Annotated in this window: 14 protein-coding genes; 8 read left to right on the forward strand and 6 right to left on the reverse strand. The window is 39.3% G+C overall.

Annotated elements, in window-relative coordinates; genetic code table 11:
- Positions 1-3: 3 nt before the first annotated feature.
- Complete coding sequence (locus PLEUR7319_RS0112745) at positions 4-915, reverse strand: ROK family protein (protein WP_019505614.1); 912 nt, start codon at positions 913-915, stop codon at positions 4-6.
- Entirely contained in the window at positions 905-1438 is a 534-nt protein-coding gene (gene def, locus PLEUR7319_RS0112750; RefSeq protein WP_019505615.1) for a peptide deformylase, read from the reverse strand. Before def ends, PLEUR7319_RS0112745 begins: the two co-directional genes overlap by 11 nt.
- 101 nt (positions 1439-1539) lie before the next feature.
- Here def and dnaA point away from each other — a divergent pair, with 101 nt between their 5' ends.
- From dnaA to PLEUR7319_RS0112765, 3 genes are all read left to right on the forward strand, one after another.
- Positions 1540-2913 (forward strand): chromosomal replication initiator protein DnaA, encoded by a 1374-nt coding sequence (dnaA, locus tag PLEUR7319_RS0112755; protein WP_019505616.1) that lies wholly within the window; start codon positions 1540-1542, stop codon positions 2911-2913.
- A 192-nt stretch (positions 2914-3105) separates the two neighbouring features.
- Positions 3106-4278 carry a DNA polymerase III subunit beta gene (gene dnaN, locus PLEUR7319_RS0112760; protein ID WP_019505617.1) on the forward strand — a complete coding sequence of 391 codons (1173 nt, stop codon included), beginning with the start codon at positions 3106-3108 and terminating at the stop codon, positions 4276-4278.
- A 218-nt stretch (positions 4279-4496) separates the two neighbouring features.
- The gene (locus PLEUR7319_RS0112765) at positions 4497-5885 is read left to right on the forward strand and encodes an energy transducer TonB (RefSeq protein WP_019505618.1); all 1389 of its coding nucleotides are present in this window, start codon (positions 4497-4499) and stop codon (positions 5883-5885) included.
- 195 nt (positions 5886-6080) lie between these two features.
- On the opposite strand, the gene PLEUR7319_RS0112770 is transcribed toward PLEUR7319_RS0112765, so the two are convergent.
- Both PLEUR7319_RS0112770 and PLEUR7319_RS0112775 read right to left on the reverse strand, forming a co-directional pair.
- Positions 6081-7211, reverse strand: coding sequence for an aldo/keto reductase (locus PLEUR7319_RS0112770; protein ID WP_019505619.1), 1131 nt, complete (start codon positions 7209-7211; stop codon positions 6081-6083).
- Between the two features lie 103 nt (positions 7212-7314).
- The gene (locus tag PLEUR7319_RS0112775; RefSeq protein WP_019505620.1) at positions 7315-7815 is read right to left on the reverse strand and encodes a bifunctional nuclease family protein; all 501 of its coding nucleotides are present in this window, start codon (positions 7813-7815) and stop codon (positions 7315-7317) included.
- Between the two features lie 255 nt (positions 7816-8070).
- Between PLEUR7319_RS0112775 and PLEUR7319_RS0112780 the strand changes: the two genes are divergently transcribed.
- The 3 genes from PLEUR7319_RS0112780 to PLEUR7319_RS0112790 all read left to right on the forward strand — a co-directional run bounded on the left by PLEUR7319_RS0112780 (position 8071) and on the right by PLEUR7319_RS0112790 (position 11338).
- Positions 8071-8757, forward strand: a complete 687-nt coding sequence (locus PLEUR7319_RS0112780; protein ID WP_019505621.1) for a riboflavin synthase — start codon at positions 8071-8073, stop codon at positions 8755-8757.
- Between the two features lie 36 nt (positions 8758-8793).
- Entirely contained in the window at positions 8794-8955 is a 162-nt protein-coding gene (locus tag PLEUR7319_RS42640) for a hypothetical protein (protein WP_019505622.1), read from the forward strand.
- 499 nt (positions 8956-9454) lie between these two features.
- Entirely contained in the window at positions 9455-11338 is a 1884-nt protein-coding gene (locus PLEUR7319_RS0112790; protein ID WP_019505624.1) for a hypothetical protein, read from the forward strand.
- Between the two features lie 36 nt (positions 11339-11374).
- Here PLEUR7319_RS0112790 and PLEUR7319_RS0112795 read toward each other — a convergent pair whose 3' ends face one another.
- A complete protein-coding gene (locus PLEUR7319_RS0112795; RefSeq protein ID WP_237743567.1) occupies positions 11375-13822 on the reverse strand; it encodes an EAL domain-containing protein in 2448 nt (815 codons plus the stop codon).
- Positions 13823-14146: 324 nt separating this feature from the next.
- Between PLEUR7319_RS0112795 and PLEUR7319_RS35175 the strand changes: the two genes are divergently transcribed.
- Positions 14147-14908: a DUF928 domain-containing protein gene (locus PLEUR7319_RS35175; protein ID WP_051044432.1), complete on the forward strand. Its 762-nt coding sequence runs from the start codon at positions 14147-14149 to the stop codon at positions 14906-14908.
- 363 nt (positions 14909-15271) lie between these two features.
- Here the strand turns inward: PLEUR7319_RS35175 and PLEUR7319_RS0112805 are convergent, their stop codons facing one another.
- A complete protein-coding gene (locus tag PLEUR7319_RS0112805; protein WP_019505627.1) occupies positions 15272-17896 on the reverse strand; it encodes a CHAT domain-containing protein in 2625 nt (874 codons plus the stop codon).
- Between the two features lie 188 nt (positions 17897-18084).
- Here PLEUR7319_RS0112805 and PLEUR7319_RS0112810 point away from each other — a divergent pair, with 188 nt between their 5' ends.
- Positions 18085-20226: a peptidase domain-containing ABC transporter gene (locus PLEUR7319_RS0112810; RefSeq protein WP_026102481.1), complete on the forward strand. Its 2142-nt coding sequence runs from the start codon at positions 18085-18087 to the stop codon at positions 20224-20226.
- Positions 20227-20323 lie beyond the last annotated feature (97 nt).

Here is a 20323-nt window from a genome sequence, read left to right on the forward strand (position 1 = left end):
TGTTTAATGTAAAGAGTTTTCTTCAATCTGGTTCCAAACCAACTTTGCTGCTCCCAACATTCCGGCTGTATTACCTAATTCAGCAGTTAGCAATTGTAGACCTGGTCGGGAAGTGGATAATACCCGTTTTTCAATTTCCTTCAGGGTAGCAGGTAAAAAAAACTTGGAACTAGCACTAATGCCACCACCGACTATTACAGCTTCAGGGGTCAGGACATAAATTAGACTGGTTAACCCTGCCCCCAATAACTTGCCGTAACTCTGCCAAAATTCTAAAGCCGCTGGATCTCCTGCTTGGGCTAACTTGCCCATTTCTGCTGGTTCATTACCCGTAAGACGACGAATTGAACCAATGGAAGTATGTTGTTCTAATGAACCCTGATTACCACTACGACAGGGAAGGCCATTAGGATTGAGCGTAATTAAACCTAGTTCTCCTGCTGCCCCACAATGACCGGTAAACAATTTACCATCAAGAAAAATCGCTCCTCCAACCCCAGTCCCTAAAGTTAACAAGATAAAATTACGAAACCTTCTCCCTGCCCCTAGCCAAGCTTCGCCGATTGCAGCACAGTTAGCATCATTTTCCAGTATAGTCGGCAGACCAGTTTGAGCTTCTAACCAATCGGCAACAGGCACATCATCCCATCCTGGTAAGTTAATGGATTTTTTGGCAATGCGTCTAGAAGTATCTGTTGGTCCTGGGACACCAAAACCGATCGCACCGCAGGTATGGTCATGATTAAGCTGCTTTACTCCCTGGGCGATCGCATCTATGACTGGTTGAGGATTCGCCGGTTGAGGAGTGGCTAAAGAAACTGTTTCTAAACATGAGCCATTTTTGAGAAACCGTCCCATTTTGATGGCGGTTCCCCCCAAATCAATTCCAATGACTTGATCGAGATTATGTTCCACTATTAATAATTTGGCGATATTCTGCTTCTGTGTATAAATCTGCTTTATTTTTGATCTGATCTATAAATAAGATGCCATTAAGATGATCTAATTCATGTTGAAAAATACGGGCAATAAAATCAGTCAATACTTTCTGTTTAACTTCTCCTGATTGAGTAGTGTATTCTACTTCAATTTGGCGATATCTGGGTACTAAACCTCGAATTCCAGGCACACTCAAACATCCTTCCCAGTCTTTAACTATTGCTTCGCCATGACTTAAAATTTTGGGGTTAATCATCGCCGTGGGTTTCATGGTTGGTGCCTGGGGATAGCGATCGCTAGGATGGGACGCTACAATAAAAAGCCGATAGGATTGAGAGATTTGGGGAGCAGCAATTCCTACTCCCTGATTGGCGATCGCTGTAGTAATTAAGGAATCAATTAACTCCGAGATATTTCTGTCTATAATATTCTTTACGGGTTGAGCTTTGCTTCTTAGGATCGAACTTCCTATTTGAGCAATTGTGGGCTGTTTTTTCATGTTCACTGGCTAGAAAATGCAGCGTGTAACTTACTTTCTCGATCGTAATACAATTCAACTGATAAGATCTTCTAATCACCAATCATCGGTAAGTAACTAGAGTGGCAATTTCTTCGGAACAGTTATGGGAACAAGTATTAGATCGCCTCAAAGAACAACTAAGTCGCCCTACTTATGAGACTTGGATACAACATGCCACTGTTGAGAATTTGACTTCAGATCATTTGACTATTCTGTTGCCGAATGCCTTTGTAATGAATCACCTGCAAAAGTACTACGTAAATATTATCAGTGATTTGGTGAGGGACATTACTGGTAAATCTCTGGAAATTCGTCTTAAATCCCTACAGGGAGAGAAGCCTGCTTTTTTTTCCGCACCAGCTATTTCTTTACCCGACGAACATCAATACTCAACTGCTACTAAAAACCAGCTCAAACCGACTAAATTAAACCCTAAATATACTTTTTATAGTTTTGTCGTTGGTCCCACCAATCGTATGGTCCATGCTGCCTCTCTTGCTGTTGCCGAGTCTCCTGGGAGAGATTTTAACCCTTTATTTCTCTGTGGCGGCGTAGGATTGGGGAAAACTCATTTAATGCAGGCTATTGGACATTATCATTTGGCAATTAATGCCGATGCTAGGGTTTTTTATGTTTCTACAGAACAATTTACTAACGATTTAATTGCCGCAATTCGTAATGATAGTATTCAAACTTTTCGTGAACACTACCGTTCCGCCGATATTTTATTGGTAGACGACATTCAATTTATTGAGGGCAAAGAATATACTCAAGAAGAGTTTTTCCACACCTTTAACACTCTTCATGAGGCAGGAAAGCAAGTCGTCTTAGCAAGCGATCGCCCCCCCAATCAAATTCCGAAGTTACAAGAACGTCTGAGTTCTCGTTTTTCAATGGGGTTGATAGCGGATGTTCAAGTACCAGACTTAGAAACTCGGATGGCAATCCTCCAAAAAAAAGCCGAATATGAAAATGTTCGTCTTCCCAGAGAAGCAGTTGAATACATTGCTAGCCAGTATACTTCCAACATTAGAGAGTTAGAAGGAGCATTAATTAGAGCACTCGCCTATATCTCTCTTTCTGGCTTATCAATGACAGTTGAAAATATTGCGGCAGTTCTAAATCCCAAGGTAGAACAAATTACCGCTTCCCCCGAAACCATAATTGATGTGGCTGTAGAAATTTTAAAAGTCTCTGCCGAAGACTTAATTAGCAGTTCTCGTCGCCGAGAAATTAGCAATGCCAGACAGATTGCTATGTATTTGATGCGACAACATACCGACCTGAGTTTACCTCGTATCGGTGAAAAATTTGGTGGCAAAGACCATACAACAGTCATGTATAGTTGTGAGAAAATCGCCAAACGGCTCAGAAAAGATCGTCAACTTAATCAAACTATTTCTTTGTTGAGCGATCGCATTAATTTTGTGAGTCGACAAAAATCTCAAACCTAGCTTTTTCCACAGGTTAACGAGAAAAATTGTAAGTTTTCCACAAGTTTTCCACAGATATTAGTTAGTTCGTAGTTCGTAGTTCGTAGTTCGTAGTTTAACCAGCCTAATTTAAAGCTGATAGCTAAAAGCGAACAGCTAATAGCTTTTAACAGTACAATTATTGGGAAAATTATCTGTTGATCTGATTCAGAGATGAAAATTGTTTGCAGTCAAAACGAGCTTAAAAATAACCTTTCTCTTGTTAGTCGTGCTGTTCCCTCTCGTCCCGAACCACCGGTATTGGGAAACGTTTTGATTGAAGCAACAGAAACCACTCAGAAAGTTAGTTTAACTGCTTTTGATGGTAGTTTAGGTATCAAAACTAGCATGAACGTTGAAGTTACCGAAGGTGGTAGTATTACTTTACCTGCCAAACTATTTAACGAAATTGTAACTCGTCTACCAGAGAGTGATATTACTTTGGATGTCCCTGAGGATGAATCAGACAGTTTTATCGCTACCATTAGTTCCTTATCTGGCGAATTTAAGTTAACAGGTATCGACCCAGCAGAATTCCCCGAATTACCTAAAATTGAAGCAGAACAAACTTTAGAATTACCAATTTCTGCTTTAAACGAAGGGTTAGGAGGCTGTCTATTTGCAGCTTCAGCAGAATTATCGAAACAGATTCTCACAGGAGTTCATCTCAAAGCCCAAAGTCTGGGGAAAGATAATTTAGGAGATATTTTAGAGTTTGCGGCTACTGATAGTCACCGCCTAGCAGTTGTAGCAGCAGACCTTAATCCCGAATCTACAGACTCAAAAATTCACTTGCCCAATTTCGCAGTAACTATACCTGCCAAGGCCTTACGGGAATTAGAAAGAATTGTCAGTGATGCTCAGCCAACGGATCTAGTCAAGGTAAATTTTGATGAATTAGTAATGACATTTACCCTGGGCGATCGCCTGTTAACTAGTGCCAAAATACCAGGAGATTATCCTGCCTATGGACAATTAATTCCTCAAAATTTTACCCGTGAGATGATCGTAGATCGCAAAAGACTTTTAGCTAGTCTGGAATTAGTAGCAGTATTGGCGCAAAAAAATAATTTGGTTAAGTTTAGTCTCGATAATGATAAAGGAGAATTAATCATCTCAGCGGATGCTCAAGATGTAGGCAATGCCAAACAATCTTTACCTGCAGAAATCATGGGAGAGGATATCGAAATTGCCTTTAATATTAAATATCTGATGGATGGACTGAAGGCACTTTCGGCAACAGAAATTAAAATGCAGCTCAATGAATGGAATCAACCAGTTATATTTACTCCTCTTGCTGGATTAAATATGACCTATTTAGTGATGCCTGTCCAAATCAGAAACTAAGTAAAATATATACTACAAAGAATATCGGCTAAAGGTATTCGGTAGTAATTGGTTTAGCTATTAAGTATAAGACCTAAAAGTCATAGTTACTAATTATTTAGTACATTCAGAGATTGTCATACTGACTAATTGCGCATAATCTAAATAATCTAGTATGTAATTATCTTATTTTTGAGTATCGCTTTGTAAACTAAATTTTATTCTTATTGTTGCTGGTTATGTCTTACGAATCAGAATTAAATTATCAATCTGGCAAGCTGATTAACCCAGCAAAATTATCCTTATTGCTGTCGGTCGCTTTACATTTGCTGGTGCTTAAATTTGGTTTACCAACTTTAAATTTTAATAATGATTCGGGACAAAGAGAAGTTTCCGTAATTGAATTGAGTCCCGAGCAGCAGTCGCGTTTACCCGACTTATATCCCCAAATAGAAAATCCTAATGTACCTAATATTAGCGATCTGCCGCCAGTTGATAATAGCCAGCCAGCCTCACCATTTGCCATACCCCGTTCATTAATTCCAGGCTTAGGAGATCCATCTAATTTACCTCCCGTTGCTATTCCACCTCCGCCAAACTTTAATCTTCCTCCTTTACCGCCGGTAACTGATATTACTTTGCCTCCGATTGGTGATTTATCACAATTACCTCAACCGCCTGAAATTAATCCTCTGGATTTCAAAGTCGATCCATCTGAGTTCCCACCCCCAGATACTAATAAACCAACCTCAGAAACCGCAAAACCTCAGCAACCCAAAAAAAACACACAAACAGCGGGTAAACCTGAACAAAAGCCAGGTAAAAAACCTCAAACAAAACCTCAAGTTAAGCCTAAGCCAGAGGAAATTGCTGCTAAAAAAGCTGCCGATTCAGCCAAGGGACTCAGTAACCTTAGCCAAAGTCTTAAAAAAACGCAAGCTGGTACTACTGACGAAGATGCAAGGAAAAATTACATTGCATGGCTAACTAAAGTCCAAGAGATAGAACCCAAGAGAATCGAAGTTCAAGGCACTTATCCACGAGATGCTTGTATTAGAAGACTTGAAGGTACTAGCGTCTACGGAGTTGTAGTTGATGCTGAAGGTCAAGTTGTTGCCTTAGATTTGATTAAGGGCGCAAAATATCCAATTTTTAACGAGCAAGCTAGTCAAGAAATTAGTCAGAGTGTTTTAGATAATGATACTGGAAAGCCCAAACCTTATCAGGTATTAGTTAACTATGAATATGATGCGGAAATATGTCCTTCTTTAACTCTTCCCTCTATCAGAAGAGAGCAAAAAAATCAGACAACCGAATCAGAGCAGAAACCTCAACCGACACCGGCACCGCAACCTAAACCCAAACCCGAACCCAAACCTGAGCCCCCGCCAGAATCGGAACCCAAGCCCGAACCCAAGCCCGAACCCAAGCCTGAGCCCCCACCGGAACCAGCTGCTGCTCCAGCACCTACACCACAACCGGCACCACAACCGGCACCGCAACCCAGTCCCGAACCTGAACCATTGCCATCATTACGGGATCGGTTACAAAATATTCCACTTCCCGATCGCAAGCCCTCAGAATTGAAAGATATTCCTTTGCCTGATAAGCCAAATTTCAAAAAATAACATATCCCAGAAGTAATATGGGTTAATTAAAAATAGAATAATACGCTTAATAGCTTTTAGCTTTTAGCTAATGAGGTTCATTCCTGTAAATAAGGTAAGTATCACACGCTTCTGAAAAACTCATTACTCATTACCCATTACTTGCTCCTAAAGATACTAGCGCGCAACCTCAGCCTTTAATTTTGGACAAGCCGATCATTCTGACCACAAGCGTCGGCGTTTTTTACCCTTTAAGCGTTGATGAGTATCTCTAAGCAAAGTTGGGATATTTAATTGTTCTGGACAGCGTGGCAAACAATCACCACAGTCAGTACAACGATTACCTTTTTTCCCTGGAAACCAATGTCCCGCGTTTTCCAACATTCCATAACGGTATTGACCATAATCCTGCATTTCGTAAGCCACAGTCAAGTTACGTAGTCTTAGGATTTCAGGGATATTAATTGATTCAGGACAGGGCAGACACCGATAGCACTGGGAACAGAGATCCGTAGTCAAACTAGTCTCTAAATGCTGTTTAAGCCGTTTACAGACCTCTTTTTCCGATGTGGTGAGGGGGTAATCAGCATCAGCTACTTGGAGCGGAGTAGTTAATTCATCAGGATTTGCGGCACCAATACTGAGAGTAGTAATACGGCGATCGCTTAATAAAAAACGATAGTTTAATTCTAAGGGGGTAAAGGGAAAACTCAGTTCTACTAGCTTTGCTGGAGGAGTATATAATCTACCTCCCTTATCAGCAGGAGAAATAATAAATATTCCTAAGTCTTTCTCTTGTGCTAGAGCGATCGCGGGATGGTTGCGCTGAAAAAAATAATAATAATGTAGGTTAACAAATTCAAATAAATCTGTCTTAATTGCTGCCAAAATCAAATCGAGGCTACCATGAGTCGAAAAACCTAAATGTTTGATTTTCCCTTGTTTAATCGCAGTTTGTATTGCCGATAAACAACCATCAGGATTTGTAACCCAATTTAAATGTTCCCAGGTATTAATGCCATGAAGTGCCAAACAGTCAATGTATTCTACTTGCAGTCTGCTTAGAGACTGGTCGATCCACTGGCTCATTTGCTGCGGATCAGGAGTGGGAGATAATTTTGTAGTGAGATGAATTTGCTGCCGAGGTATGGCTAAGTCTTGTAATGCTTGTCCCAAATAATTTTCACTCTGACCATATCCTCTGGCAGTTTCCAGATGATTAATCCCCAAAGCGATCGCCTGCTCAATTGTTTGGCGGTTGGTTTGGGGAGAAGCCAAGCAACGCATTGTCCCCAGGGAAAATACTGATAAATTAAGATCGGTTTTACCAAATCGTCGCTGGCGCATTACTACTGTTTATAGAATTAGATACTAGATACTTAAATCAGTATTTCATAACCTCAAAAATTACCAAGCATTTGTCCCTGATACTCAATTATTGGGAATTGTCTTAATGTTGCTCTTTATAGCCGCTTTTCTTAATTAGCTGTTCAGGGCTTAGGCGAGAAACAAACTCTCTAAATGCTTTTCTTTCAGCATCATCAGCATCAGTGTCCACAGGAATTGAAGCATCAGCAACAACTTCTTCTAGTACCCAAATAGGACTGTCGGTACGCAAAGCGATCGCCACGGCATCACTGGGACGACAATCGATTTCCTTCTTAACTCCTTTATGATTAATACAAAGCACTGCATAGAAAATATCATTGGTTAGAGCATGAATAATAATTCGCTCTAGTTTAATATTGCAGTCGTCAAAAATATTGGCAATTAAGTCATGAGTCAGAGGTCGCGAGGGACGATGTCCTTCCAGAGCTTTAATAATCGCTTCAGCTTGGTCTTGTCCAATAAAAATTGGTAACGCCCTACGTTCTGAACTATCCTTGAGTAAAATCATCGGACTACGACTAGCTGCATTTAAGACAATGCCTGCAACTTTCATTTCAATCATGGGTTTGGCCTCTGAAGTAAATAAGATTGGCAGGAGTAAAGAGCGATAGATAACAATAAATTTTAAGATCTATATATATCTATCTTAAATTAAAATATGTTTTGAATATCTTTCAACCATGTTTAGGCAGAAAAACTAAAATGGAGTTGTTCTAAATGTTACTGTTAATCACAGTATGCCTCAGTTTTTTTACTGTTGCCTTTACTATTCAGAAAAAAATAATAGTTAAATTATTAAGCCTTCAAAAATACAATAATGTTTACAGGTTTAGTACAATCTTTAGGATCTATTGAGGCTTATACTCAAAATTCCTTTCAAATTTCATTAATAAGAGAACAGTCTGCGGTAGTAATGTCAGATTTGGCTATTGGTGATAGCGTTGCCGTAGATGGAGTATGTTTAACCGTAGAAGCGATTTTAGAGAGAGGTTTTGTAGCTACTGCTTCCCCTGAAACTCTTGAGAAAACAACTTTGGGCGACCGCGATCGCGCTGCTAAATACGTCAACTTGGAAACTTCACTGCGTATGGGAAGTAAAATTGGGGGACACTTTGTGACAGGACATATAGATGGTGTTGGCTGTTTGCTGGAATCGATTTCTACTGCTACATCCTGGGAGATTCGTTTTGGCATACCAACCGGAATGTCCGAACAGTGGCATCGAGTTGGTCGATATTTAGTATCTAAGGGGAGTATTGCCGTTAACGGTATTAGTCTGACCATTGCTGATTGCGCTGCTGATGGTAGTTGGTTTACTGCTGCTGTAATTCCTCATACCTATGCTGAAACTAATCTTAGTTACCTTCAAGCAGGACATTTGGTTAATCTGGAAAGCGATATCTTAGGCAAGTATGTCGATCAGCTAATTGCTCATCGTTTACCAACAAACTCGCAACCAGAAGCTATTAGTTTGTCTTTTTTAGCTGAACATGGGTATGGGTAATAAGTAATGAGTAATGAGTAATGAGTAATTTTCAATATGTCAGGAAATAAGTCAGAGAAAAAAGTTAAACATAAATCTTGTTATCAGTGCGAGGGTAAAGGCTATATAGAGATTAGAGACTGTGCGGGGGAGATACAACGCACTGAAACTTGTTCCTTTTGTGAGGGTAAAGGTTATAGGATTTCTCGTACTGGTTAGGATGTAAGTTAGTTAAGATTAGTTCGGAGTTCGGAATTCGAAGTTTGGAGTTCGGAGTTCGGAGTTCGAAGTTCGGAGTTCGGAGTTCGGAGTTCGAAGTTTGGAGTTCGAAAAATTTTGTATCTCTTCTCTAACAAGAGCTAATAGCTAAGTAGCTCCACCTAATAAAACGTTTAATAGAACAGTAAAAAAATTGAAAATGATTCTCCCTAATCCCTAACCCCTATCACCTAACCCCGATCTTAACCATTCCGTATTTAATAAAGTGGATCTACTTATTGGTTAATTAAAGATAAAACAGCTCTATAGTAATCGATTGCCAAAATTAAAGCTGAAAGAAGTTATTATTTTCGATATTATCCTCTGTCGGAGTCGTGTTTTCACCATTGGTGTTTTTGACTAGACAAGTTGGGATGATACATGAATCCGCACTTTCAGCGACGAAAGAAGCAAGGTACGGAGCTTCAATTTTGACATTATTGATTCTATTCATCCCAGAATGCTGCTCACGAAAATATACAACTTTCTCTTTACTGTTGAATCTAAGATTGATAACCAGCGATTGCGGAGCCTGGACGGAGTCCAATCGCCTTTGGCGGTGGGCGGAGCTCAATCGCGGAGTCTGGACGAAGCACAATCGATCCTGCCGCTGCGCTTCGTGCAATCGCCCACAGGAATGTGGCAAAGTCAATCGTTTTTTTGGTTAGGTCTGAGTTTGATTTTTGCAGTGATTTATAGTTTTTTGGCACTGCAAAAAGCTTTTAGTGGCGAATATATCATTCAAGATGATGCTAGACAGCACGTCTTTTGGATGAGCCGTTTTATGGATTCAGAACTATTTCCTGACGATCTTATCGCCAACTACTTTCAGTCGATCGCTCCCTGGGGATATAAGAATTTATACCGTATTTTTGCCAGTTTCGGTCTTGATCCCTTGGTATTTAACAGGATTTTACCAGGGATCATTAGTTTAGTGATGACGGGCTATTGTTTTGCAGTCACTCTAGAACTTTTACCAATTCCCTTTGCTGGATTTATTGCGGCTCTAATGTTGAATCAAAATCTTTGGATGCAGGATGGTTTGATATCGGGAACAGCTAAAGCGTTTATCTATCCGATTTTTTTGGCTTTTCTCTATTATTGGTTACGGCGATCGCTGGTAGGAGTTTGTTTAACTATTCTGCTTTTATCTTGGTTTTATCCTTCTTTAGTATTAATTAGTGCAGGAGTTTTATTTCTGCAACTGTGGCGTATTCAAGGATATTTTCTTCGTCTTCAAGTTAACAAAAATATATATTTATTGAGTTGCATTGGTTTGGTGGTAGCTTTTATAGCACTCCTGCCCTATGTAGTGGCAATCTCTGAATATGGTCCCACCATTACCCTCGAACAAGCTAGAAATTTACCAGAATTTACAGCGGGAGGAAGAGTAAGTTTTTTTTACGATCACGATCCTTGGGAGTTTTGGTTTAATGCTAGTAGGAGTGGAGTAAAATTACCTTCGGCACTGATACCGCCTTTGGCTTATGGGGGTTTATTGTTACCGTTGTTATTAAAATTTCCCAGGCAATTTCCACTCAGCCAAAAAGTAAATCCTAAAATTACTTATTTAGCAAATTTACTATTAGTTTCATTCACACTTTTTTTTATTGCTCATGCATTGTTATTTAAGCTACATCTCCCCAGTCGCTATACTCAGCATTCTCTAAAAATAATCATTATTCTTGCAGCAAGTATCGCTCTAGTTTTAATCATAGAGGCTTTGTTAAGTTGGGCAAAAAACAGCCAAAGTTTTTATCGATTTAAATCAGCAATTTCTCTAATGATTACTTGCTTAGCCATAATTATATTAGTTGGCTATCCAGCTAGTCTCAAGAATTTTATTCATACTGGGTATCAAGTTGGCACACATCCCGAACTATACAAATTTTTTCAACAACAACCTAAAAATACCTTAATTGCTTCTTTAACAGCAGAAGCAGATTCTCTACCCAGCTTTACCCAACGCTCTATTCTAGTTAGTAGAGAATATGCCATCCCTTATCATTGGGGTTACTATCAAGCTTTTAGGAAGCGCGTCATCGATCTGATTGAGGCTCAATACTCTACAGATTTGAAAATTGTTCAAGATCTAATAGACCGTTATGGTGTCGATTATTGGCTAATTGAACAATCTAGTTTTACTCCCGAATACTTAGAACAAAATAGGTGGCTTATCGATCATCAACAAGTAACCCAAAAAGCAATTCTAGATTTAAAAGCAGGAAAAATACCTGTTATTAATCGTTTACAAGATAGCTGTTCAGTATTCAGAGATCAACAATATACCGTAATCTCTAGTCAATGCATCAAAACAAGTTTTACAAGTGGCACTCGGAGTTAATTCCTAACTTCTAACTCCGAATTCCCAACTCCGAACTCATGCTGACCACTTGGTATTTTCAGCAAACAACTTAGTAGCATCTTCTTTGGGTAAAGGTTTGGCAAAGAAATAACCCTGACCGTATTCACAGTTAAAGCCTTGTAAAATTTCTTTTTCAGATTCTGTTTCAATCCCTTCCGCAATCACATCCATACCTAGCTTATGGGCCAAGATGACTATGGTGCTGACAATCTCTCGAGTTTTAACTCCTTGACTCATATTAACTACAAAAGAACGGTCTATTTTCAGAGTATCAGTCGGAAATCGATGTAAATAGCTAAAAGAAGAAAATCCGGTGCCAAAATCGTCTAGGCTAATTTTGATATTTAATTCTTTTAACTGATTTAGCAGAACAATTGTACTTTCTACATCGTTCATTACCATGCTTTCGGTAATCTCTAACTTCAAATTGCTTGGATCTAATCCTGTAGTGTTCAAAGCCTCTTGAATTTGTGCTACCAAATCAGGTTGAGTAAACTGTCTGCTAGAGAGATTAACACTCATCATTACTGATTCTGCTTGAGGGAATTCTGTTTTCCACTCCTGCATCTGACCACATGCAGTTTCTAAAATCCATTTTCCCATCGGGACAATCAAGCCTGTTTCTTCCGCAACGGGAATAAAAGCACCAGGGGAGATAAATCCTCTAGTAGGAGATTGCCAACGTACCAAGGCCTCAAAACCAGATAACATTCCGGTGGTAAATGAAATGATTGGCTGATAATAGAGTTCAAATTCTTGATTGATAATGGCTTGATTTAAATCTGCCTCTAATTGCAGCCGTTTAAATGCCTGTTCATGCATCTTAGTAGCAAATACTTCATGTCGGCTTTTTCCCGATGCCTTAGCCTTAAACATAGCCGTTTGGGAAGAGTGTAATAGTTCTTCTGGTTGAAAATCTTCTCCTACCCGGTTAAGAGCCAAACCAATACTGGCAGAAGTGAAAACGTCTTGTTCCCTGAGCTTAAAAGGGATCTTTAATTCCCGCTCTAATTTTTCGGCTACTATAATTGCTTCTGCGGTATTTTCCGTGGTTTTAAAGGCGATCGCAAATTCATCTGCCCCGACTCTGGCAAGAATCGCTTTGGAGTCTAGATGTGCTTGTAAACGTTGAGCCGTAGCTATTAAGATGCGATCGCCAGCTTGATATCCCAAACCATCATTAATTAACTTAAATCGATCTAAATCTAGACAGAGAATAGCGATCAAACCGCGAGACTTAGAGCGATTTCTTTGTTTTAATTCTTTAAGTTGTTTTGCGAACAAGGTACGGTTAGGTAGCCCAGTCAAAGAATCGTAAAAGAGATTATAGAGAGATTTATAACCCAAAACACTAGCCATTGTAACAGCAAGGGTGAGTGCAGCAGGGATAGATGGAATCCAGCCCCCGAAAGAGAAAGTAGCAAAGCAAATTACTCCTAGACCTACAATGCTAGCTATTCCCGCAGTCACAATTAAGAGTGGCTCTCTCAATCTCCAGGCGATCGCCGCTCCCCATAATGACCAACTCCAAATCCAAAAACCTTCAATCAACTCAGGCCAAAACCAGAATAATCGAGCGCCATCTAAAGTCACATTTAAAATTTGACTGACCATCTGAGCCTGAGCTACTACCCCGGGCATAAATGTTTGGGAGCCTCGATAAGGAGTGGGTAATATATCCTTTATACTTGGTGCACTAGTGCCAATTAAAACAATTTTGTCTTTAATTAAGTTGGGAGCGACTTGTCCTGTTAAAACTTCTGTAAGAGTTACCCTTTGGGCAATATTAGGAGAGCGATAGTTAACCAAAATCTGCCAACCAGCAGTCTCAGAAGTCTCTATTTGATAACCGCCAGAATTTGCCTGAAGATCGGGAAAAACTACTTCTCCAATTTGCAGAGAATTATCATTTACTTGAAATTGAAGATTACGATCTTCCAAATACTTCAAACTTAACCTCAGAGAAAAGGAATATAGTTCTTGATCTTTTCCTTCACCAAACTTGACGTACATTAGATTGCGGCGCAACACATCATCAATATCTAAAACTATGTCGTTGAAACCGATCTGTTCTTGAGATACTCCCGGAGGTGCAGAGACACTATTCTCTCCATCTCCCAACAATTGGATCACAACTACATTATCTTTTTGTAGTTCTTGTCTTAGAGTTTCTGTACCGGGAGGATAAGGAACTTCCCGATAAAGATCAAAACCAATTACTTTAGGCTGATGCTGTTGTAATTTTTCTAGTAACAGAGCAGTTGTTTCATCAGTAATAGGCCAACTATTTTGCTGTTCGATATCTTTATCCGTAATTTCTACTACTAGTAATCTCGGATCTTTTTCCTCTTGACTGTGCAAATTAACCATCCAATCATAAGCAATTAACTCCAAAAATTGCAGACCACCAAACCGTCTAACAGTAATGACAATAGATGTAATAAAAATAGTTAGTAATACCAAGGATAAAGTATATGTACTGATACTTTTTTTACTTGTTTTCGAATTTAAAATTTTAGCAACTATTCTAATTAGTTTAAGTGTCATTAGACAGTACTATCTCTAAGAATCAAATGAATGATAACAGAAAAACAAAATATCAGCTAAGTACTAATACTAGTATAAAAGTAATAATTTTGAAGTCAAAACTTGTGTTTTTGACAAAATAAAGTATTAAGCTAATTGTAATTTATATACAAATATATGGACATTTCTTGTTTGATTAAACTAAGATATTTATATACATTTTTAATACACACTATTCAATATTTTATAACCTATAAAGCTATGAAAAATATTAAATCTATATCGGCAAAAAGAACTGGTTTTTATGGCACATTAATTGCTCTTAACTGTATGCTTTTAGGTTTAGCTCATCCTGCTACAGCCGAAAAACCAACAGAAGAAAGTCAAGCAGCTAATCCTAATTATGGTTTGCCCACTCATCGTCGAGACGGTGGAAGCAGAAATGGCAATAGCTGTGTAGCAGATGCGGAGAATGACAGTTTAGTTGCTCTAATTCCCGAAAAGACTTTAGGCTTCAATGCTTCTACTTCACCTAAACTATTCTTTTACGTACCACCAGTCAGCAACCAGAAAACTCTGGAATTTGTACTTCGTAATGAACAAGATGAGCTACTATATGAAGCCTTTTTGACTACCGAAGGTCAAGGAATCATGAGTGTTGAAGTTCCTGCCGACATTTATTCCCAACAATTAGAAACAGAGCAAAATTATCATTGGTATTTATCCATGATTTGCAATCCTCAACAGCGATCGCGCGATATTGTAGTTGAGGGTTGGATGCGCCAGGAAGCTATTGATATGAATGCTAAACAGGAACTAGATTCTGCTGACACGTTAGAAAAAGCTGAACTCTATAATCAACATGGCTTCTGGTATGACGCTGTATCTGTGTTAGCTGAAGGTCATAATTCTAATGAAGAACAGCCTATGATTCAAGACAAATGGTCTGAATTGTTGCAGTCAGTTGGTCTGGCAGATCTGGCTTCTGAACCTTTTATCGAAAGTGAGCTGGTTCAAAATTAGAGCAAGTTAATCTAATTTTGAGAGTTCTTGTCAGAATACATGATTATAGTAGGGGCGAATGGTCATTCGCCCCTACAGATTTTTTAGGCGTAAATTCCAAGGAGAGAGAAATAATCAATCTAGTGCTGCGTCAACTAATTAACGTGAGTTCGAAATTCGGAATTCGGAGTTAGGAGTTATGTTTTTCTTGACGAAAAAATCAGGACTTTAGAGATCTAGAAATTAGAAAGTTGCGAAATATTTAAGCTTTTTTCGCTTCGTCGAACTCAAGTTAATTAATAATAGATATATTTTTACAGTTAAAAGCTATCCTTTAACCTTTTCCCCTTTCCCTTTACCCGTCAATTTTTAATTGACAAAATACTAGAGCCAATTGCCTAGCATCACAAAAGGAGACCAATAGTAGGGATGGCGAAACTGAGGAGAGTTGATTAAGTTTATTTGAGCTTGACGTAATGCTTCTGCTTTATTTCTTTTATCCTGAGTTTGGGTAATATTCTGATAAAAATTATTCATAGTCAACGCGGTAGATTCGTCGTATACAGCCCAGAGTGTAGCCAAAGTAGTTCTCGCTCCCGCTCGAACCGACATACCTGCCAATCCTAAAGCAGCACGATTATCACCCCTAGCAGTTTCGCATGCACTAAGAATCAACAATTCGATCGCCTGTTGTCTATTATTGGAGTCACTACTGTCTAATAGCTCCTCTAATTCGCCAATATTAATCTCGCTATCCCAGGTGAGCAGGAAAGTATCTTCTAAATTGGAGCTAAATTGACCATGGGTAGCAATATGTACAATAGGATATTGGGCGGTTTGAATTTTTGCTTCTAAACTCTTTTTAGTGAATTGATCGTCTCGCAAGACAACGCTATCAGTTTGATTTTGAATATCTATTAGTTCTTGATTGACATACTCTAAGGAAGCAAAGCCTCGTCGCTGTTGAGTAATACCTGCTGCTAAAGTCTTTAATTCCACTTCTTCTAGGGGTTGAGGAGCCAGTAATTGTAAACCAGGAGTCAGTGCTACATTATATTGTTCAATCAAGTATTGTTCGCCATCATGAAGAGTAGCAAAGGGAATGTTGCGGAAAGCACCATCAGGAACAAATACTAAGGTTTTGATGTTATATTGTGCCAGTTCTGATAAAGCAGGACGAATTAAAAGACTGTAGAGTTTTTGGGCTGGGGCGAAAAATTGACGGCGACTCCTAATCTGTAGAGTTTGACGTAGTTCATCAATTACAGGATCTAATTCTGCTTGAGGAATAGCTTGGGAATAATGGCGGAGGGACTTATCAGGCAAACTGATGATTACTTCTAAGCGATCGCGTAAAATAATCGGATAAACTACCGCAGCCTGGCGATCTATTTCCTCGATAGCCTTAGGGGTCGCATCGAGACAAGCCTCGCGAAAAAAGTTATTCAGTTCTGCCAGTTGCAAAGATTCAATGGTATTTCTGGCTTGCAATAAATTATCTTGACTTACTGGTTGATTATTTTCTGGGCTTAGTAATAGACTAACTAACTCACGATAAACAGGTTCAATACTTTCGCGGAAAGAAAACTGTACATCTGTATTAGTAACAACCAAATCACCCCGCAGAGATTCTAAAGCGTTTACAGCTTCCGTATAAGATGCGATCGCTCCTGGTTGATTTCCTTGGTTCTTGAGTAATCGTCCTAATTGCCATTGCCACTGATAAGTAAGATCGGAATTGTTAATCACCTGGGCAACTTGAACAGCTTGTTGAGTATATTTGCGTCCTAAAGATAGTTGCTGCTGTTCTTCGTAGAGATGTCCTAGCATCCCCACTGCATAGGATTCTGCTTGGGGATCTTCAAGTTGACGTGCTTGCTCAATTGAGGTTTTTAATAGCTCTTTAGTTTGAGCCAAATATTTATTGTCGGTGGTATGATTAGCTAGCTCAATTATATGTTTGGCTAAATTAACACGAGCATAGATTAATCTTCGGCTAGAAGTAGGAGAAAGAGCAACCAGATTAGTTTGAATTTCTGACAGCAAATTACTAGCCGGTTGCCATTGCTCAGTGGAGATTAATAAGCCTAATTGATTTAATTGAGCTTCAGTCTTCAGTAGAGGTTGAGAAGTAGTAGAGGCAGCCTGTTGATAAAAAGTAGTTGCCTGAGTTGGATTTGCTAAAGCAAGAGCCGTATTACCCAAACTAAAGAGAGTTGTACTGCTTTCTTCCGATAGATTTAGCTTTTGGGAAAGAAGTAAACTTTGATTTAAGATCTCTTGAGCAGCTTGCAAATCTCCAGTAACTTGTAAGGCAATTCCCAAACTACGCAAGCCTGTAATCTTTAAAGTCGGATCGGATAGTTGGTCGAATTTGTTGGCAATTTGCTGCAGTGATTTTTGAGCACGACGATACAGTCCTAAACTCTGCCATGCTTGGGCTTGATTAATTTCAACTCCAAAGGCACCTACTTCATCTCCAGCCTGTTGATAAATCTTAGTTGCCTGTTGCCAACTTGCCAAAGCTGCTTCCGGTTGACCCATCCCTAACTTTATTCTGCCAAGGGTATTGAGAGTTTGAGCTTTGATCTTTAAGCTATCAGGATCTGATTCATGCTCTTGAAGTATTTCCAAGCTTTGAGCAAGATATTTCTCTGCTACCTGCCATTCTCCTAACTTATGACTTGTTAAAGCCAGATAATTTAGAGTTTGAGCTTGAGCGAGATTATTTTCTTGAGCTTGAGATTCTTTATATACTTCTTGCCATAAGGTTTTTGCTTCAGTGTACCTTCCAGCTTGATATGCCAGGCGACCTTGCACAAGTAAATTTCCTTCAGATTGCGTTGCTTTTATAATTTCTGCTGAAGCTAAAGTTGGCTCAATCAATATTGGCGTAGAAGCGATCGCGAAGCCTGGACGGAGTCCAATCGCACTGAGGGGAAGTAATAAACCGCAGAGATACGGACTAATCGACTGAAATGTTCTCTTAATTCTCACGTTAGTCAACATAGTATTCAGATTATTAATGAAACCTCGAGCGACAACAGAAATTAGTTTGGCTCCAAGAGCATCAGGAAACCAGCGTAATCAGAATTACATTTATTATTCCCAAAATTTAAGTTAAAAAATCATCTTGTCAAAATGCCCTTTGTTGCTCATTATGAGGTTGATAAAGCTGCCGATATTTTAGATAATCTATGTCCTATAAATGCGTGCTGCAACACAATGAAGAAGATTGTGGGGCTGCTTGTCTTGCCACTATTGCCAAACACTACGGTCGTAATTTTAGCCTCAGTCATATGCGACAGGTAGTGGGAACTGGGCAGTTAGGCACAACTATGTTCGGCTTGCGAAGGGGTGCAGAAGCAATTCAGTTTAATGCCTATCCCGTTCGTGCTACGGATGAATTATTAGAACAACTCGATCAAGCCCCTTTACCAGCTATTATTCATTGGAAAGGCTATCATTGGGTAATTTTACACGGTCAAAAGGGCAAAAAATATGTAGTAGCAGATCCCGCAGTAGGTGTTCGTTATTTAACTCTGACTGAATTAAAAGAAGATTGGAGTAATGGCGTAATGCTGTTACTAGAGCCTCAGGAAGACTTTTTTAAGCAACCTGATGATCGAGTAGAGGGATTGTGGCAGTTTTTTACAAGATTACGCCCCTACCGTTGGATTTTGCTAGAAGCATTATCGCTGAATTTGGTAGTAGGATTGCTATTTTTGGCGACACCAATTTTGATGCAAATTCTCACTGACGATGTCTTGGTTAGGGGAGATAATCAACTTTTAGTCAGAGTGGCGATCGCCATAGCAGTTATGAATCTAATTGCCAGTGGTTTGGAATTTGTTCAGGCTAATCTGATTGCTCATTTTGGTCAACGTTTGGAGTTGGGTATCGCCCTAGAATTTGGTCGTCAAATTTTGCGTTTACCATTGGATTACTATGAAACTCATCGCAGTAACGAAGTAATTAGCCGTCTGCGAGATATTCGGCATCTAAATCAACTTTTGGCACAAGTATTACTGGAGCTGCCTGTTTTATTTTTTACTGGAATTGTGTCTCTAGGGTTAATGCTGCTTTATAGTAGTCGACTCACCATAGTTGTGCTGGCGATCGCACTTTGTATGTCCATCTCGACAATTCTTTTTTTGCCAATTCTGCGACAAAAAACCCGCTCTCTAATTGTTACTGATGCCGAAAACCAAGGACTGTTATTAGAATCTTTCAAAGGTGCATTGACTTTCAAGGCGATCAACGCGGCACCTCAAGCTTGGGAAGAATTACAAAATCGTTTTGTACGCTTCTCTAGTTTGAATTTTGGTACTATTCAAATTGGCATTATTAATCTCGTCTCTTCCCGTTTATTTGCCAATTTAGGAACTGTGGCAGTGCTTTGGTATGGCGGTACTCTAGTGATTGCATCAAAATTGAGTGTTGGTCAATTAGTGGCGTTTCATAGTTTAAACCGTAATTTAATTATATTAATTATCTATGTAGTCAGTTGGGTGGAGGAGTTTACCAGGGTTAAAACTGCTGCCGAGCGATTGACTGAGGTAATTAATGCAAGTCCAGAAACCAAAGATAATCTGCGTAAGCACTGGGTAGATCTTCCAGGAGATGAGGATATTATTTGCTCCAACCTCAATTTTTATCATCCTGGTAATGACAATCTATTCAGTGATTTTTTTCTTACTATCCCTGGTGGTAAAGTTACTTCCATTATTGGGCGATCGGGTTGTGGTAAGAGTACTTTAGTTAAATTAATTGCCAGATTATACAATTTTAATTCTGGTAATATTCGCTATGGAAACTATAACCAGCAAGACCTCGATTTAGAATGTCTGCGAACCCAGGTGGTATTGGTTCCCCAAGAAGCTTATTTCTGGAGTCGTAGCATAGTCGATAATTTTCGTTGGAGTGTTCCTTTTGTCAGTTTTGAGCAGATCGTTCAAGCTTGTTGTATTGCTGGGGCAGACGAATTCATTAGTCAAATGCCCAATAAATACGACTCGATCTTAGGTGAGTTTGGAGCGAACATTTCTGGAGGGCAAAAACAAAGATTAGCCCTAGCCAGAGCGATCGCGAACGATCCTCCGGTACTGATTCTCGATGAATCTACTTCTGCTCTAGATCCCATGACAGAGGCTCAAGTATTAAGGCAAATTTTAGAATTTCGACAAGGAAAAACTACCATCATCATTTCCCATCGTCCCCGCGTAATTATCAAATCGGATTGGATTGTGTTGCTAGAGCAAGGAAAGTTAGAACTGGATGGTACTCCAGAAGAACTGAGGAAGATTACTGGAGAACATCAGGAATTTTTAAATCCTTAACACAGTCTAAATTATTCCAAATAGTTCAGATAATTCTCGTAAGGGCGAACGGCTGTTCGCCCCTAACAACAAGACATCTTACCTAAAAACTAAAATG

It is taken from the genome of Pleurocapsa sp. PCC 7319 (genome assembly GCF_000332195.1).
Taxonomy (GTDB): domain Bacteria; phylum Cyanobacteriota; class Cyanobacteriia; order Cyanobacteriales; family Xenococcaceae; genus Waterburya.